Genomic DNA, 17918 nt, shown 5'->3' with positions numbered 1-17918 from the left:
TCTTCCACGGCGATTTCGTCGAACGGATTCATCGACATCTTCACGTTCGCGATGTCGACACCCGTGCCGTCCGATTTGACCCGGACCTTCACGTTGTAGTCGACCACTCTCTTGACTGGCACCAGAATCTTCAACACTGTCTCCTCGAAATAAAGCGTAAGCGTGTCAGGCCACGCATGAACCGCCTCACTTTGGCAGACTTCAAGCCGGCATGGAATTCGGGTTTTTAGAACGCGCGCTTCGCGCGCGGTTAAGATGAGCCTTTGTCCTGCAAGTGTCGTTCGACACTTCATTCTTCGCGGTCATCATGCATTTCGATTTCGTGGATTTGCGCTTGCTCCTCAATATCGCCGACACGCAGAATCTGGCGCGTGCGGCGGAGCGTTCGCATCTGTCGGCGCCGGCGGCCAGCAACCGGGTCAAAAATCTCGAGGAACAGTTAGGCTTCAAACTGCTGTATCGCACGAGCCAGGGTGTAACGCTCACGCCCGCCGGCGAAGCCTTCGTGCATCATGCGCGACTCGTGCTCGAACGCGTCGAGCATCTGGCCGGCGACATGCAGGAGTATGGCGAGGGCATCAAAGGCCATGTGCGTATCTGGGCCAACACCACCGCGATCAGCGAGTTCATGCCGGGCGTGCTGAGCCACTTCCTGCGCGATCATCCCGACGTCAACATCGATCTGCGTGAAGTGCTGAGCGGTGAAATCGTCAAAGGCGTGGCAGATAGCGCGACGGATATCGGCATCGTCGCGGGCAATGTGCATGCGGAGCATCTGGAAATGCTGCCGTATCGTGACGACCGCCTGGTGCTGGTCACCTCGCGCGACCATGCGCTCGCGCAGCAACCCTCGGTCGATTTCGCGCAGGTGCTCGAGGCGAACTTCGTGAGCCTGCCTACCTCAAGTGCGATCCACGCGTTTATCACCAGCGCGGCCGACGCCCTCGGCGCGCGTCTGAAACTGCGCATTCAGGTGGGCAACTTCGAAGCGGCCTGCCGGATGATCGAGGCGGGCGTCGGCATCGGCGTCGTGCCGGAATCGGTCGCGCTGCGGCACAAGAAAACGATGCAGATCGCCATCGTCGGGTTGAGCGATCCGTGGGCCGAGCGCAAGCTCAAGATCTGCGTGCGCAGTCTGAAAGACCTGCCGCCTTTCGCGCGCGTGCTGGTCGACCGGTTGATGGCGGGTGTTTCCTAACGGAAACGCGAACTTCGCCGTGTAGCGGCCGGTCCCTGCTTAGGCCCACTAGCCGGGCTCGGTTGAAGCCCGGCTTGCCGCCATAAAAACCCGCGTGTATAGTTTCCGAACTTACTCTTGTTTCGCATCGGAAATTAAAGGGATTCTCATGGACGCTTCCACCATCCTCGCCGACCTCGGCATCGCCCACGCGGCGCAAGCCGGGGACATCGCGGTTCATTCGCCCATTACCGGCGAGCTTATCGGCCGCGTGGCCAGCAATACGGTGGTGGAAGTCGACACGGCCCTCGCTCTGGCGAAACAGGCGTACACCGCCTGGCGCAACGTTCCGGCGCCGCGTCGCGGCGAACTGGTGCGCCTGCTGGGCAACCGTCTGCGGGAAAAGAAGCAGGCGCTCGGCAGCATCATCACGCTGGAAACCGGCAAGATCCTCCAGGAAGGCATGGGCGAAGTGCAGGAAATGATCGACATCTGCGATTTCGCGGTCGGCCTGTCGCGCCAGTTGTACGGTCTGACGATCGCCTCGGAACGGCCGGGTCATCGTATGGCGGAGACGTGGCATCCCATGGGTACCTGCGTCGTGATCTCGGCGTTCAATTTCCCGGCGGCGGTGTGGTCGTGGAATGCGGCGCTGGCGCTGGTGTGCGGCAATGCGGTGATCTGGAAGCCGTCGGAAAAGACGCCGCTCACCGCGCTCGCCGTCAATCAGATCATGATCGAAGCGCTGAAGGAATTCGGCGACGCGCCGGCCGGCCTCACCGCCTTGATCAACGGCGGTCGTGAGGTGGGCGCGAAACTCGTAGCCGATCCGCGCGCCTCGGTTGTCAGCGCGACGGGCAGCACGGAAATGGGCCGCACGGTCGGCGTGGAAGTCGCGAAGCGCTTTGGCCGCTCGCTGCTCGAACTCGGCGGCAACAACGCGGGCATCGTCACGCAAACGGCGGATCACGAACTGGCCATGCGCGGCATCCTGTTCTCGGCGGTCGGCACGGCGGGTCAGCGTTGCACGTCGCTGCGACGCCTGTTCGTGCACGAGAGCGTGTACGACAAAACCATCGAACGTCTGCAGCAGTTGTACAGCAAGGTGCCGATCGGCAACCCGCTCGAAAAGGGCACGCTGATGGGACCGCTGATCGACAAGCAGTCGTACGGCCGCATGCAGGAAGCGCTGCAGCAGGCCACGGCCGAAGGCGGCAAGGTATTCGGCGGCGAGCGCATCGACGTGAAGGGTTACGAAAACGGTTTTTACGTGCGTCCGGCGATTGTCGAGATGCCGTCGCAAACTTCGGTGGTGCTGAAGGAAACCTTCGCGCCGATCCTCTACGTGCTGCGCTATTCGGACTTCGCCGACGCTGTCGAAGCCAATAACGCGGCGGTGCATGGTTTGTCGTCGTGCGTGTTCACCACCGATCTGCGCGAGGCGGAACGCTTCCTGTCCGACTCGGGCAGCGACTGCGGCATCGCCAATGTCAACATCGGACCGAGCGGCGCGGAAATCGGCGGCGCATTCGGCGGCGAGAAGGAAACCGGCGGCGGCCGCGAGTCAGGTTCGGATGCATGGAAAGCCTACATGCGCCGCGCGACCAACACGGTCAACTACTCGTCGGCCTTGCCGCTCGCGCAGGGCATCGACTTCAATATCGACTGAAAGAGGCGCAGCGGTGCGCGCCAACCGGCATGCACCGCTGAATAGAACGCCCTCTCTTCAGCAATCTGTTCGCGCCGCCTGCCGTTTCAAAGCGGCCACGTTACTCGTGGAGTAAGACGTGAGTTCCAAAGTCGTGATCGTCGGCGGTGGGGTGATCGGCAGTTCGATTGCGTATTTCTTGCGGCTGTCCGATCCGACAGTCAGCGTCACGGTGATCGAGCGCGATCCGACCTATGCGCGTTCGTCGTCGGCGTTATCGGCGGCGTCGATTCGTCAGCAATTCTCCACACCGCTTTCCATTCAGATGTCGTTGTACGGCATCGAGTTTCTGCGCTCGATCGGCGAGCGCCTCGGTATCGACGACGCAAAACCGTCGATCGATCTGCACGAAGGCGGTTATCTGTTTCTCGCCACACCTGCCGGTGAAGCGACGCTGCGAGACAATCACGCGCTGCAAACCCGGTTGGGCGCGGATATCAGTTTGCTCGACAAAGCGTCGCTGCAGGCGCGCTTTCCCTGGCTCAATACCGAAGACCTCGTGGCGGGCGCTTACGGTGAAAGTGGCGAGGGCTGGTTCGACGGATACGGTCTCGTGCAGGCGTTGCGCAAAAAAGCGCAGTCGCTCGGGGCGCGCTATGTGGCCGCCGATGTCACCGAGGTCGAACGCGCAGGTCGACGCGTCACCCAGGTGCGAACTGCGGACGGCGAGCGCTATGCGTGCGACGTGGTCGTGAATGCCGCGGGCGCGTGGTCGCGCAAAGTCGCGCAGATGGTGGGCATCGACATTCCGGTCTACGCGCGGCGACGCAGTATTTTCAACGTCACCTCGCCGGGGCGACTCGAACGGTGTCCGCTGCTGATCGACCCAAGCGGCGTGTACTTCCGGCCCGAGGGCAAATCGTTTATCTGCGGCACGTCGCCATCGGCCGATAACGACCCTGACGATCTGCCGCTCGACGAAGTGGACCATGCGCTATTCGACGACGTGATCTGGCCGACTCTCGCGCACCGTGTGCCGCAATTCGAAGCGCTGCGCGTGCAGAACTGCTGGTCCGGGTACTACGAATACAACGTGCTCGATCAGAATGCGATCATCGGCCATCACCCGGATGTCGATAACTGCATTTTCGCCAATGGTTTTAGCGGACACGGTTTGCAGCAAGGTCCTGCAACTGGGCGCGGCATCAGCGAACTGATTTTGCACGGTCGCTATACGACACTCGATCTCGGTTCGCTGAGCTTTACGCGCGTGCTGGAAAATCGACCGATCGTCGAGAAAAACGTGGTGTAGTTGCGGGCAGTATGTGGCGGGATTATCTGAGCGCGTGCTTCGGGCGCTTTGATTATCAGACGTGCACTTCAGTTTCTTTGCAATCGAACCAGGCCAGTAGCGGAAATACTTGAAACACCCGGCAAGCACACCGCGTGTTGCCGGGTTTTTCATTTGCGCCGGGATAAAGCGTGACGATTTAATTTCAACTGCATGCGCTTTAAATAATTTATCAAGCGATCGCAACTATCAAATATAAAGCAGCCCCGGTTTTCTCAGAAAAATATCGGTTATCATCGCTGCCGCCGGAGATTGATTGCAAAGCTTAATCACCGGACACCAACTTAATACCGTCGCATCGAACCAGAAGAAATCAGATGAAGATGTCGCGTAAAAAGATTGCAATCCTGGTAGTCGGTCTTCTGGTCGTGGCCGGCGTGGTCATTCAGGCGGTGTGGCGTCCATTCGCGCATCGCAAGGCCGGCGAGGCTGGCGAAATCGTCCTCGATATTCACCATCCCGACGCAGTAATCGACAGCGAAGCGCTCTCGCGTCTGCCGCGCGACATCTTGCGCGTGCCGCTCCTGCACGATGTACTTACGCAAGACTTCGTCGACTATTACGAGTCGGGCGATACGCGCTTGTCCGCCGAAGGCGCGCTGCGGCGTCTGGCGTTCGAGCATCAACTCGACTGGCGCGACGAACTGATCCGCCGGGTATTCGACGAACCCGCTCACGTTCTGCTGTGGCGCTCGCCAGACGGCCGTCTCGGCTACTGGGTGATGTCGATCCACCGTAACGGCCTCGCGAAGCTGCTGCAAGGCTTCGCCAACGTCGCCGCGAGCGACGCCCAACTGAGCCAGGTCGCGAAGCTGGCGGGCGACGTGCCGGTCTATGCATTGAAACTGGCAGTCGGCCGCACGTTACTGTTCGCGACTAAAGACGACCGTCTCGTCGTGATGTCCGCTCCCGGCGTGTTGCTCGACGAAAAGGGCGGCGTGCTGAGCGAGCGGGGCGATGCGGTGTCCGACATGCTCTCATCGGGCCGTGACGATGCGGCGCGTGCCTATCAGCTGGACGAGCCGGGCGACGCGCCGAAGGGACATCGGCTGGTGGTGTCGGCGAATTATCTGTCGTTCGGTTATCAGGCGTTTTTCTCGGGCATCGACGCGCTGCGCTTCGAGTTTTCGCCGAATGGCAATGCCGCGGCGAACTGGCAGACGTCGGCCTTAATCGAGCCGGGCAAGCTCCCGCAACAGTGGAACAGCGCCGGTTTGTGGCGCGCGCTGCCGGCCAATCCGGCGGCCTGCACGAGCTTGCCGGCGGACTGGAAGGAAGCGTCGGCATTGTTGGGCAAGGTCGCCGATGGCGGCGCGGATAGCGCGTCTGCAATCGGCGATCAACTCGCGGGACCCGCGGCGGTTTGCTGGTACGCCAAGTCCACGCTGGCCGCACCGGTGTTCGTCGCACGTGTGAAGACTCAGGACGCCGCCGGCGTCGCCGCCTTGAAGACCGCGCTCGGCAAGACTTTCGGCGACGTGATCGGCGCCTATGAAGCGAAGGCCGCCAAGGCCGGTGGCGATGAGTCAGGCTATCGCCGCATGCCGGTCACCACGCGCGACCAGGGCGCCGACGTGACCGTGTGGCAACGCCCGGTCAGCGCCAACTCCGGCACGGCGGTCACCAGCAAAGCGTCGTTTGCATCGCAATTGTCGGCGGAGCGCTATTTCCCGGTCACGCTCGCGTTGGCGCACGGGTATCTGATTTTTTCCCCGGACGGCCGTCTCGTCGACGACACGCTCGCCGTGCTCGACAAGCGTTATCCGGCGCTCGCCGATACGCTCGCGCCGCAACGTCTGCCGCGCACGATCCTGACGCTCACGCCCGCGTCGGCTGCGTCGTTGATCGAACGGGAAGCGGGCGCTGCGTTGCCGGCCGACCAGGAAGCGGTGTTCCGCAACGCGTCGCGCACGCACCTCGTGCCGAAGCTGCACGCGCTCGCGCACTATCCGCCCGTTTCGTTGACCTTGCCGCAGAACCTGCCGGGTTCGACGGGCTGGGTGCCGGTGGAATGGTGGTTCGATCGCACGAAGGCCGGTGCGGACACAAATGCCGGCGAGGCGGATGCGCCTGCGGATCAGCCCGGCACCGAGGGCGATTGAGTGCGACGCACTGATCCATCCGATGCGGTTTCGCGCCGCACCTGGCTCGCGCGCGCGGTCTCCGCGTTCGCGTTGGCCGGCCTCGCGCCCTACGCGCGCGCCCTCACCGGCAGCACCGCTGCGCTCGACCCCGACGCGCTCTCGCCGCAGCAATCGGCGGCATTTCGCGCGTGGTTCGCACGCATCGTCGACCAGCAGATGCGCCGCGGCCCGACCCCACGCTGGACCCAGCGCGATTGCGCGGGCCTCGTGCGCTTCGCGGTCGGTGAAACGCTCAAGGCCCACGACAGCAAATGGCTGCGCGCCAACGGCATGACCGGTCTCGCGGACACCAGCAGCATGCCGCCCGAACTGCAACTGTCCGCGTCGCAGCGCACGCTCGCCAATCGCTGGACGCAGCTCGACGGTTCGACCGGCGCCTATGCATCGGCGATCGCACTGATTCAACGCAACAGCCGTTTTGTCTCGAAGGACGTCAACCAGGCGCTGCCCGGCGACCTGCTGTTCTTCGACCAGGGCGACGACCAGCATCTGATGATCTGGCTGGATCGCTACATCGCTTATCACACAGGCACCGTCACGCCGACCGATACCGGTCTGCGCGCCGTCGCCGTCTCCGATCTGATGCAATGGAAAGACTCCCGCTGGCAGCCGCTCGACGGCAATCCCAATTTCGTTGGCGTGTTTCGTTTGGACTTTCTGACATGACCCGAATGATTTCCGTCGCGTTGACAGCGCTGCTCATGGCCATGACGTTCGCGGTCGCACCGGCGGCGTATGCCGACGACGCCGCGCCGAGCGCCGCCGTCGATAACAACATCGCGAACAATCCGACCTTGCAGTCGGCGCCGCCGAGCAATTTCAGTTCGCAGAAGGTCGACGGTCAGCCGTTCTTTTTGCTCTCGGATGCGAGCTTCGGCAGCGATCAGTTGGCCCAGGTGCGGCTCGAAGCGCCTGGCCGCGATTTCAAGGATGCATTGCAGGCGTATGGCGGCGCGGACATCGTCGTGTATCGCGTGCCGAAGCCGCTCGACTTTCTGAAGGCGCAAAAAAATCTGCATCGACTGAACGTCGCGCCGAATTATCAGGGTGAAGGGCTGGCGAACACGCTGGCGTATCTGTGGGACCGCTGGTTCATAGAGGCACGGCGCGCGTGGCAGCGTGTGTTGTCGTTCGCGACGCGCAGCAAGGCGACCGAAGCCGCGCCGCAATTCAAGCTCGGCGAGCAGACCGGCAAGCCGACGCAATTCGGCCAGAACTCGCAATTCGCGCCGCTCAAGGGCTATGACATGGTCGCGCGCTTTCGCTATCCGATCTGGGACGCGAAAGTGATCGCACCACCGAAGGGCGTGAACCTCGAAGGCAGTAGCAGCAACTTCATCGAAGCCAGTTCCGGCAATGTGATGATTCCGGTCGGCAAGCTGCCGCCTGGCTTGTATATCGTCGAAGCCGTGATCGGCAACTATCGCGCGCATACGCTGTTGTTCGTGTCGGACACCGTGGCGGTCGTGAAGGCGGCGTCGAGCGGCATGCTGGTGTGGACCGCACGGCGCGACAACGGCAAGCCCGTGGCGAACACGGACGTGAGCTGGACCGACGGTGTCGGCGTCCTGCAAAGTGGCACGACCGGCAACGACGGCGCGCTCATGCTGGAACACGTGAGCCCCGAGCGCAGCTATGTGCTCGGCACCGATCCGCAAGGCGGCGTGTTCGTCTCCGAGAATTTCTATTACGACAGCGAGATCTACAACACCAAGATCTACGCCGTGACCGACCGGCCGATGTACCGGCCTGGCGATCCGGTGCATGTGAAGTTCATCGGCCGCACGTTCCAGAACGCGACGCAATCCACCGCGCCGGCGCAAGCCGATATCAGACTCGATGTGCTCGATCCGAACGGCGCGCCGGTGGCGACCAGCAAGGTGCATTTCGCCGCGGACACCGGTGCGGACAGGTCGTTTACATTGCCCGCCGACGCCACCGCCGGCGGCTACACGCTGCGCTTCGATTACAACGGCGATGTCTACGGCAGTGCGTTTCGCGTCGCCGAATATGTGAAGCCGCATTTCGACGTGAACCTGTCGATGGATAAAGCCGACTATGCAACCGGCGAGGCACTGAAGGGCAAGATCCAGTTGCGCTATCCGGACGGCAAGCCGGTGCGCGACAGCAAGGTCTCGGTCACGCTGCGCGCGCAGAAAGTGACGATCGTCGACGGTGAACTGCGTTATGCGGGGCTGTTTCCGGTCAAGCTCGATCAGCAGGAGTTGAAGACGGATAGCGACGGCAACGCGGCGCTCTCACTGCCGGCCGCGAAAGAGCCGAGCCGTTATGCGTTGACGTTGTTCGCGCAGGACGGCGCGGCGTACAAAGTGCGCGTGACGCGTGAAGTGCTGATCGCGCGCGGCGCGACGCCCTATCGGCTAACTACCGCGAAGTCGTTCTCGCAACCGAAGGAAGCGGTCAGCTTCGATCTGCAGGCGCTCGGCGCGCTCGATCCTGCCTCGCATGCGCCGTCGAAGTGGGAATGGACGCGCCTCGAATCGCAGACGCACGGCGAGGGCGCGTTGAAGGGCACGGCAACCGGCGGCAAGTTGTCGTTCCCGGTGCAATTCGACGAACCGGGTTCGTACATGTTGTCGGTCAAGGACGACAGCGGCAATCTGCTGGCCGCCGCGAGTCATTGGGTGGCGGGCGACGGCCTGAAAGCGATTCCCGGTAGTGTGGAAATTGTCTTCGATCGGGACAAGTACAAGATCGGCGATACGGCGGAGGCGCTGATTACCTTCCCGATGCCGGTCGACGACGCCTTGCTGACGCTCGAGCGCGACAAGGTCGAACACCGCGCGTTGCTGACGGCGGGCGGCGACTGGCTGCAACTGCAACGCGTGGCGCCGTCGCAATGGAAAGCGCGCATCAAGGTCGGCGACGATTTCGCGCCCAACATGATGTTCTCGGTGCTGTACGTGCACGCCGGCGAGTACGTGTTCCAGAACGCGGGCATCGTCGTCGCCCAGCCGCAGATCGAATTGAACGTGAAGAGCGACAAGCCGGTGTACGGTCCGGGTGATACGGTCACGCTGAATTTCGACAGCACGCTGAACGGCAAACCGGAAGCGGCGAACCTGACGGTGAGCGTGGTCGACGAAATGGTCTACGTGTTGCAGCCGGAGATTGCGCCGAACATCGTCGACTTTTTCTATCATCCGCGCCGTAACAATGTGCGGACTTCGTCGAGTCTGTCGTTCATCACTTACGACCTTGCGCGCTCGCCGTTGAAAGGCGCGCCGGGCGGCCCGCAGCGCGCAAACTACAACGAGCGCGGCGTGAAGGTGCTCGAACGGCCGCGGCGTGACGATCAGGACACGGCCGCCTGGGAAGGCAATCTGAAAACCGATGCGAACGGTCACGCCACCATGAGCTTCAGGATGCCGGATTCGCTGGCGCGCTGGCGCATCACCGTGCGCGCAGCGGCGCCGGACGGCATGGTCGGGCAGCGGACCGCTTACGTGCGTTCGGACAAGGCGCTGTATCTGAAGTGGAGCGGGCCGTCGCATTTCCGCGCGAACGATCAGCCGGCTATCGACATGATCGCCTTCAACCAGACCCACGCGGACATGGACGCGCAATGGCTGGTGAACGGCGGTGGTCTTTCGCTGAATCAGAAGGTCACGCTCAGGCGCGGCGCGAACTATCTGCGGTTGCCGACCGGCGCGTTGAAAGACGGTGTCATCGATGCGACCTTGCGTAGCGCGGGTAAGGATGTGGACCGTCTGCAAACCACGATCCATCTCGATGCGAGCGGCTGGCTCGATCTGCATCAGAACACGGTGGCGCTCGACGGTTCGAACAAACCGCTCGATCTACCGCAGGATGCGCAGGACGTCAGCGTGCGGTTTGTCGGCAGCGCGGCGAGCCAGTTCATGCGCGTCGCCGACGATCTGATCAACTACCCGTATGGATGCGCCGAACAAACCTCGAGCCGGCTGATCCCGCTGGCGCTCGCGCACGACGCGATCGGCCATGGCGACAACGCAAACCCGGCGCAAGGACTCGACACGCTGCTGCGCAATCAGCGGCAACGTCTGGCGATGCTCGCGGGCGTCGGCGGCACCTTCGGCTGGTGGGGCGATACGACGGGCGGCAGCGCGTTGATCACCGCTTACGCGTACTACGCCGACTGGCTCGCGAGCCGCAGCCTCGGCATCAGCTTGCCGGCGGAAAACTGGCAGCACGCGATGGACGTTTATCGCGATGCCGGCGCGAAAGAGCCGCTACTGCATCGTGCGTTGGCGTTGTGGTTCATGCAGCAAATGGGCTTGCCGGTCGCGACGCCGGTGTCGGGCGTCGCTGCGGATCTAATGAGCGATGCGGCGGCGAGCGGCCAACCGGTCGCGAGCAATAACACCGCCATGGCGAGTGCGTCGGACAGCATCGTGTTCGCACAAGCCGATTCGCCGCGCGGCAAGCAGATGGCGACTTTGCTGGTCGCGAGCATGGCGCGCGGCACGAGCGCGCAAGTGCCGGATGGTTTCGATGCCGCTGCGAGTGCCGCGCGCACTGCGTTGACCAACGACCCCGCGCCGCTCGTACAGAGTCTGCTGGCAATGTCTGGCGGCGATGGCGGCACGGCAGTGGACGCGTCTGCGTTGCTCGCGAAGAGCAGCGCCGATTACCCGACGCTCGATCGCGCGTTGACGCTGTTGTGGTTGCGCAAGACGCTGGGTGGCGACGTGGCGGCGGCATCGCTGCCGTCGCTGCAAGGCGCGGGCTGGACGCGCTCAGACACGCCGACTGGCGCGCCGCTTTGGAAATGGACTGCGGCGGCGGGTTTGCCCGCTACGCTCGATGCAGGCGCGGCGCGCACGGATGTCGGCGCACTGCTCTCGTTCCGCAGTCATACGAGCGAGGACAGCCGACTGAACATCACGGTCGAACGACGTTTCTACAAACTCGAACCGCTCGAGGTGAAGGCCGATCCGAAGAAACCGGCTGCGGCCGAAAGCCAGTTGGGACGTGCGTCGTTCACGGCGCGTCGCGTGAAGCCGGGTGATTCGATCGACAGCAACGCGCTGTACGTCGATGAAGTCACGCTCACGCCGCGCTCGGGCAATGCCTACCATTACGGCTTGCTCGACGTGCCGCTGCCGCCGGGCGGCGATGTCGAGGCGACCAGTTGGGGCGTGTCGATCGACGGCCTGCCGGGCGACAAGGACGGTAGTGGTCCGCAGCCGTTCGCGCGCGCCGCGTCGTACGAGATGGGAGAGCTGGCGTATCACCAGCCAGTGCCCTTGCTCGACCGGCCGGTGACGCTGCGGCAACTGGTGCGCTTCGCGTTGCCGGGCACGTTCGCGCTGCCACCCGCGCGCTACTTCCGCATGTATCAGCCGGACGCGAAAGCGTTCGAAGGCGGCAAGAGCGATCGTGTGACGACGCTGCGCATCGAGTAGGCGAGGCAGACATGGTCCGCGCGCTTCGGCTTACCTGCGATCGTCTTGCAGCCGCGCTGCGGATCGCGCTCGTCACGGGCGTGGGATGGTTGGGGATGGCCGCCGCGCACGCCTTTGCGACGGATGCGCCGATCTCCGCGCAGGTGGCGAAGCCGGCGTCCTCATCGCTGTCATCGCAGCAGACATTGCGCTTTGCCTGGCTGCGCGACGGCTCGGCGCAGTTGTGGCAGGCGAACCGGGGCGGCGCTGCCGTCGGGTTTTCGCCGCAAGCCGCCACGGCGTTACCAGCCACGCTGGAGACGCCGCTCGGCAGCGTCTGGAAATTGTTCGTGTATGGCTACCTGGTGGATCGCAACATGGCCACGCCGGACTACACGTGCAACGGCGGCGATCCCGAGGAAGTGTATTGCTGCATGACGGGTGGCCATGTCGACCGCGAACATGCGCTGGTGCAATCGTGCGGACGCTTTTTCGAACCCGCACGCCTGCAACTCGATCCCGCCGACTGGCGCAAGTACTGGAGCGCAGCGCACGCGCCCGCCTGGCTGCGCGACCTGCACGCGATGACCCCGACGCATCGCGTTTCCGTGACCGCTCTGCTCGCCGCTTTGCAGGCGATGCCCACACGCCCGCGCGACGCGGCGGCGAGCACGCTCGTGTCGGTGCTCACCAGCGGGCGCGGCGAGGGCACCGTCTCGCTGTATGGCAGCCTGTTGCGCGTCAAGACCTGGACGATGCCGAACCCGGCGCGTCCGGGGGCGTCGATCGGCGGCGCTGCCGGCTGGCTCGCGGATGGTACGCCGGTGTGGCTGGGCGGTTCGGGCGGTAGCGCGAACGTGCTCGCGTCGGCCGCGCCGCGCATCGCACCTCTGCTGACGCAGATCACCGTGCCGGACGACGGCGCCTGCGTTCTGGTCGACTTTTTCAGCCGCTATCCGATTCGCGAAGTGCTCGGCGATACGGGTCCAGCGAAGGCGCTGGAGGGTCCATTGCGCGACGATTTCCGGATCGGCTTCATCAACGGCAATTGGGCGCGCGTGACTAGCCGCGGCGAATTGCGGCTCGATCGCGATGCCGCGGGCGCGCCGCAAGTGGTCGGCCGATTCGGCATGAACGACTACGTGGCGCGCGTGGTCGAGCGCGAAGGCGACACGCAGCAGCCGGAAGCGGCCAAAGCGCTGGCCGTGGCGGCACGCACTTATGTGGTCCAGCACGGCAACCACGATCACGGCTGCTTTCGCATCGACGATAGCAGCAGCACGCAACGCGTCTTGCCGCGCCCGGCGAGCACGGCGGCGCGCCGGGCGGCCGACCAGACCGACGCGCTCGTGCTGACCGGCGTGCCGGTCCAGTACCACCACGACAAGGCGGCGCCTGGCCAAATGAGCTGGCTTGCCGCGAAGGCGTCCGCGCAAAACGGCCAGACGTTCGATGCGATTCTCGCGCGAACCTGGCCGCAGGGGACGCTGACTTCGTTCGAAAGTCCGTTGTCCGGCGACTGCGTCGCGGTGGCCGGCGCGCAGGCCTGGCTCGCGCACAACGCGCCGCTGTGGGCGCGGCGCATGGATGGCGCGGCGGGCTACGAGACGCCCGATCTACCGGCCGTGTGCGCGGTGCGCGAGGGACGTCCTTATGCCGATGCGCAACGCAATCGCGTCTACGTGTATCGGCTGCAGACCGAAGAGGACCGCATCGCGTTGGCGCATGAATATATTCACCTGGCGTTTCAACATCATCCGCGTGGGCTCGATGAGACGTTTGTCGAACGCACCGCGCGCGTGTTGATTCGCACGGACAATCCGATCCAATGAAGATCGCGTCGCGGCGCGCAGGGCGAGCGACTTTGACAGCAAGATGGGAGCAGTGACGATGAAGTCGAGCATGACGGGATGGATCAAGTCGGGATGCAGCTTGCTGATCGCCGCCGCCTGCCTGCAGGTTGCACCGGCGGTGCAGGCGAGCGATATCGACTTCGCCGCGCCGTTGAATGGCTGGCGCAATACGAGCGGCGACAGCGAGCGTTATACGCAGGACGTGCATTACCCGGCGGTGACGGTGTCGACGCCGGAAGGGCAGTCGAAGTTCGCGCTGATCGAAGGGCAGATCCACAATGCGCCGAAGAAAAAGGGTACATCGGTGGGCACCTTGGTGGTCGACGGTACGCCGTTGCCGCAGCGCGTGGAGGAGGACGGCAAGTTTTCACGGCCGTATGCGTTTCCGGCCGGGAGCAATGGCGTGGAATTGCGTGCGCCGGACGGCAGTCGTAAGCGCGTGCAGTTCTACGACGCCTACAGCGGCAAGACCCAGCCGAAGCTGCGTGTGGTGCTTGCCTGGGACACCGATGGCACCGACCTGGATTTGCACGTCGTGTCGCCCGACGGCGTGCACACCTGGTACGGCGATCGTGTTGCGCCGAACGGCGGCGCGCTCGATGTCGACGTGACGACCGGGTATGGGCCGGAGATTTATTCATCGGCAGCGCCGCTGAAGGGCACTTACCTCGTCTACGTGAACTATTACGGCAACGGCAATAGCGGCAGCGATATCACGGTCGCGCAGATCACCATTATCACCAACGAGAATACGCCGGACGAGAAAAGCGAAACCATTCGTGTGCCGATGCGCAAACCCGGTGAACTGACGCTTGTTAAGACCTTTGTCCTGCCGTGAAAGGGCACGTTGTTCGCACCCGCAACCCGTTGGGAGCGGAGCATTGAAATGCAACGCGCTCAACGAGTTGCATGACTCATGCTCAGGTTGTCCACAGGCTTGCAAACAATTTCTGTGGACAACTTAAGCGGCACTCGGAAGTGCTAGTGGTCGAGACCGCGTTGTTCTTCTACGACTTCGTGGGTGGCCCTCCAGTAGGGCGTCCGATTGTAGTAAGCGTGAACGGTCGTGCCCCACTGCATATCGGCCATCGACGGCCAATGATCCTTATCGAAGCCCGGCGCGTTTTTGATGCGCTCGGCCGATGCGTCGATCACGAAGCATTTGTCGTCCGTATCGAGCGTGAGTGCGTTCCACGGTATGGCATGCAGCGTGTCGCCGATGCCGAGAAATCCGCCCGTGGACAACACGGCGTAGGCAATCCGCCCGCCGCGCACGTCGAGCATGATGTCGGCGATCTTGCCGACGTGTTCGCCGTCGGACGACATTACCTTGTTGCCGTCGAGCGTGGCCGCCGCCATCACGTCGGGTCCGGGGCCTTCGCCTATGCCGACACCGACGATATTTGCGCCTTGCGTTTGCGTTTGCGTGTCTGCGGATGCAGGCCGTTGGGGATCCATCGTAGTCATGATGTGCTCCTTGTGAAAAAGCATAACCAAGGAGCGCGCAACGACTATGCCCGGCCGCGGTCGGGCAGTGGGGTCAGGGTCAAGACTATAGAGGAGGATGCTGCGGAGGGGCGAGGCTTGAGGCGGGGGAGGCGCGTTTGCCGTGCACCGGGCACGGCAAACGCAGTGACTGCTTTTAACGGTCGAGGAACGACTTCAGGCGATCGGCACGGCTCGGATGCATCAGCTTGCGCATGGCCTTGCTCTCGATCTGACGAATCCGCTCACGCGTGACGTCGAACTGCTTGCCGACTTCTTCGAGCGTGTGGTCCGACTTCGTGTTGATGCCGTAGCGCATGCGCAGCACCTTCGCTTCGCGCGGCGACAGCGAGTCGAGCGCGTCGTCGATGGCGGCGCGCAAGTCGGCTTGCATCGCTGCATCAGCCGGCGAAGACGCTGCCGAGTCTTCGATCATGTCGCCCAGCGTGGCGTCGCCGTCGTCGCCGACCGGCGTTTCCATCGACACCGGCTGCTTGGCAATCTTCAGAATGCCGCGCACCTTTTCTTCCGACAGTTCCATGCGTTCTGCGAGCACGGAAGGATGAGCTTCCTGACCCGTCTGCTGCAGGATTTCGCGCGAAATGCGGTTCAGCTTGTTGATCGTTTCGATCATGTGCACCGGCACGCGAATCGTACGAGCCTGGTCGGCGAGCGAACGCGTCACCGCCTGGCGAACCCACCACGTTGCATACGTGGAGAACTTCCAGCCGCGACGGTATTCGAACTTGTCCACCGCTTTCATCAGACCGATGTTGCCTTCCTGAATCAGATCCAGGAACAGCATGCCGCGGTTCACGTATTTCTTCGCGATCGAGATCACGAGACGCAGATTCGCCTCGATCATCTCGCTCTTGGCCTTGCGCATCTTCGATTCGGCCGCGACCATCTGGCGGTTGATCTCTTTCAGATGCTTGAGCGGCAGCGACACCGTGGCTTCGATCTCGATCAGCTTTTGCTGTTCGGACTGAATGGCCGGCAGATGGCGCTCCAGCGCCGCGCCGTACGACGTATTGCCGCGTGCTGCGCGTTCCGTCCAGCCGAGGTCGGCTTCATGGCCGCCGAACGACTCGATGAACTTCTCGCGCGGCATGCCGCTTTTCGCCACGACGATTTGCAGAATGTTGCGCTCGATCGCGCGGACTTGCGCGACCTGGTGTTGCACGTCGCCGCACAGGCGGTCGATGGTGCGGGCCGTGAAGCGGATCTTCGCGAGGTGCTGCTGAATCTCTTCGCGCGCGCGCAGATAAGCCTTCGACGTGACGTCGCCGCGCGTGTGCGAGGCGTTCATCTGGTCGGACAGCATGCCGACCTGTGCGAAGATTTCCAGGCAGTCGCTCGTGAGTTGCTTCAGGCGTGCTTCGTCAGCGGCTGACGAATCGGCCGGGCCGACGTCGTCGTCGCTTTCTTCGTCGTCGCTTTCTTCGGCGTCCGCGTCGACCTCGGCAGCGGCTTCGGGGCTGGCGGCCTCTTCTTCGGCGGCGATGTTGTCTTCATTCAGACCGTCGACCATTTCGTCGATACGCAACTCGCCGTCCGCAACCTGCTGGGCGCTCGCCAGAATGGCCGAGATCGCGAGCGGGCAGGCGGCGATCGCCTGCACCATTTCGTGCAGGCCGTCTTCGATGCGCTTGGCAATCGCGATTTCGCCGGCGCGCGTCAGCAGCTCGGTGGCACCCATTTCGCGCATATACATACGCACCGGGTCGGTCGTGCGGCCGAATTCGGAGTCGACGGTCGACAGGGCGACTTCGGTTTCCTCGTCGGCCTGATCGTCCGAGACCACGGCGGGGGCGTTCGAGTTCAGCAGCAGCGTTTCCGCATCCGGGGCTTGCTCGTAGACCTGCACGCCCATGTCGTTGAACGCGCTGACGATGCTGTCGATCGCGGCCGTCTGCGCGAAGTTGTCGGGCAGGTGGTCGTTGATCTGCGCGTGGGTCAGGTAGCCTTGCTCCTTACCCAGCTGGATGAGCGCGCGCATCTGGCGCTGACGCTCTTCGGCCTGCTGCGGCAGCAGTTCGGCAGCCACGGGGATCGCTTTGCCGGCGCCCTTGCCCTTGGCCGTACGGCCAGCGGGAGCTTTTGGGGTGTAGCTGGCGTTTTCGTGTTGCGAATCTTCGCGATCAAAAGGGTTCACGTATTCTCCTCTAGAGGCTTCGCTATGAGACGCAAGACGCGACCGTCAGGCGTTTCGAGCATGGCTCAACATCACCTGAGTGACTCAACGCGGTTGTTTGGCTGTGCTCTGGGGAGCAAAAAAGATGAGCCCGCTCGAAGCGGGCCGATAGAAATGTGCGAAATTCGCGCGGCTCGCAGTATATACGAGCTTGCGCCATCGCGCGCATCGCGTGCACAAAAATTCATCTGCACGATTGTCACAGGTCCGTTCCTAGCCCGCTGGTCACGCGTTGCGTGGCATGTTGGTCGATGTAACAAGATGCGTACGGTTTGGCCGATTACAAGCTCTCAACTATATATGCGAACCCGATGTGGCGCACGCCACGAGGTGTGGCTCTGTGCAATCGTTGCTTGATCTGAACATTCGCCTATATATAGGGAGCGCATGTTTCTGGCGTCGTTTTGCCCAAGCCCTAAAGAAAATTCACGAAAGGGGGTTGACGACCTGTCACTCGATCGCCATAATCTCGTTTCTCTGCTGCAAGAGCAGCGACGCAGAACGAAGCGGTACAGGCGGTTGTGAAGTTGGCAGCTGCGGTGGCCGGTGAGGTGGTGGATGCGTACTCGATCTTTAAAAATTAACAGCCGATAAGTGTGGGCGCTTGATGCGCGATGCGAGCCGGGTCCTTCGGGGTCTGGCGCAAAGCAGAAGTATCAAGTCTCACACAGTAATGAAA

10 protein-coding genes and 1 pseudogene are annotated in these 17918 nt (G+C 63.0%); 8 read left to right on the top strand and 3 right to left on the bottom strand.

What is annotated here, in order from left to right; all coding sequences use genetic code 11:
• Positions 1–134, bottom strand: a pseudogene (locus FQ705_RS15350) (electron transfer flavoprotein subunit beta/FixA family protein); the annotation flags it as partial.
• Between the two features lie 173 nt (positions 135–307).
• Here FQ705_RS15350 and FQ705_RS15345 point away from each other — a divergent pair.
• The 8 genes from FQ705_RS15345 to FQ705_RS15310 all read left to right on the top strand — a co-directional run bounded on the left by FQ705_RS15345 (position 308) and on the right by FQ705_RS15310 (position 14398).
• Positions 308–1198, top strand: coding sequence for a LysR family transcriptional regulator (locus FQ705_RS15345; RefSeq protein WP_144142530.1), 891 nt, complete (start codon positions 308–310; stop codon positions 1196–1198).
• 148 nt (positions 1199–1346) lie between these two features.
• Complete coding sequence (locus FQ705_RS15340) at positions 1347–2846, top strand: aldehyde dehydrogenase family protein (RefSeq protein ID WP_144142528.1); 1500 nt, start codon at positions 1347–1349, stop codon at positions 2844–2846.
• 118 nt (positions 2847–2964) lie between these two features.
• The gene (locus tag FQ705_RS15335) at positions 2965–4137 is read left to right on the top strand and encodes an NAD(P)/FAD-dependent oxidoreductase (protein WP_144142526.1); all 1173 of its coding nucleotides are present in this window, start codon (positions 2965–2967) and stop codon (positions 4135–4137) included.
• A 356-nt stretch (positions 4138–4493) separates the two neighbouring features.
• Positions 4494–6278, top strand: a complete 1785-nt coding sequence (locus FQ705_RS15330) for a DUF2138 domain-containing protein (protein WP_144142524.1) — start codon at positions 4494–4496, stop codon at positions 6276–6278.
• Positions 6279–6986, top strand: coding sequence for a DUF1175 domain-containing protein (locus FQ705_RS15325; RefSeq protein WP_144142522.1), 708 nt, complete (start codon positions 6279–6281; stop codon positions 6984–6986).
• A complete protein-coding gene (locus FQ705_RS15320) occupies positions 6983–11728 on the top strand; it encodes an alpha-2-macroglobulin family protein (RefSeq protein WP_144142520.1) in 4746 nt (1581 codons plus the stop codon). Before FQ705_RS15325 ends, FQ705_RS15320 begins: the two co-directional genes overlap by 4 nt.
• A gap of 11 nt (positions 11729–11739) precedes the next feature.
• Positions 11740–13539 (top strand): DUF2300 domain-containing protein, encoded by a 1800-nt coding sequence (locus tag FQ705_RS15315; RefSeq protein ID WP_144142518.1) that lies wholly within the window; start codon positions 11740–11742, stop codon positions 13537–13539.
• A gap of 58 nt (positions 13540–13597) precedes the next feature.
• Positions 13598–14398: a YfaP family protein gene (locus tag FQ705_RS15310; protein WP_144142516.1), complete on the top strand. Its 801-nt coding sequence runs from the start codon at positions 13598–13600 to the stop codon at positions 14396–14398.
• Between the two features lie 143 nt (positions 14399–14541).
• Here FQ705_RS15310 and FQ705_RS15305 read toward each other — a convergent pair whose 3' ends face one another.
• Both FQ705_RS15305 and rpoD read right to left on the bottom strand, forming a co-directional pair.
• Positions 14542–15027, bottom strand: a complete 486-nt coding sequence (locus FQ705_RS15305) for a PRC-barrel domain-containing protein (protein ID WP_144142514.1) — start codon at positions 15025–15027, stop codon at positions 14542–14544.
• A 175-nt stretch (positions 15028–15202) separates the two neighbouring features.
• Positions 15203–17200 carry an RNA polymerase sigma factor RpoD gene (rpoD, locus tag FQ705_RS15300; RefSeq protein ID WP_144142513.1) on the bottom strand — a complete coding sequence of 666 codons (1998 nt, stop codon included), beginning with the start codon at positions 17198–17200 and terminating at the stop codon, positions 15203–15205.
• Positions 17201–17918 lie beyond the last annotated feature (718 nt).

The sequence above is a fragment of the Paraburkholderia sp. BCC1884 genome (genome assembly GCF_900996225.1).
Taxonomy (GTDB): domain Bacteria; phylum Pseudomonadota; class Gammaproteobacteria; order Burkholderiales; family Burkholderiaceae; genus Paraburkholderia.
Note: the sequence above shows the minus strand (reverse complement) of the source record. Positions and strands in the feature narration are given on the sequence as shown.

Excerpts from the sequence above, each read along its gene's own strand:
- FQ705_RS15345 (WP_144142530.1), top strand. The coding sequence starts at position 308 with ATGCATTTCGATTTCGTGGATTTGCGCTTGCTCCTCAATATCGCCGAC.
- FQ705_RS15340 (WP_144142528.1), top strand. The coding sequence starts at position 1,347 with ATGGACGCTTCCACCATCCTCGCCGACCTCGGCATCGCCCACGCGGCG.
- FQ705_RS15330 (WP_144142524.1), top strand. The coding sequence starts at position 4,494 with ATGAAGATGTCGCGTAAAAAGATTGCAATCCTGGTAGTCGGTCTTCTG.
- FQ705_RS15320 (WP_144142520.1), top strand. The coding sequence starts at position 6,983 with ATGACCCGAATGATTTCCGTCGCGTTGACAGCGCTGCTCATGGCCATG.
- FQ705_RS15315 (WP_144142518.1), top strand. The coding sequence starts at position 11,740 with ATGGTCCGCGCGCTTCGGCTTACCTGCGATCGTCTTGCAGCCGCGCTG.
- FQ705_RS15310 (WP_144142516.1), top strand. The coding sequence starts at position 13,598 with ATGAAGTCGAGCATGACGGGATGGATCAAGTCGGGATGCAGCTTGCTG.
- FQ705_RS15305 (WP_144142514.1), bottom strand. The coding sequence starts at position 15,027 with ATGACTACGATGGATCCCCAACGGCCTGCATCCGCAGACACGCAAACG.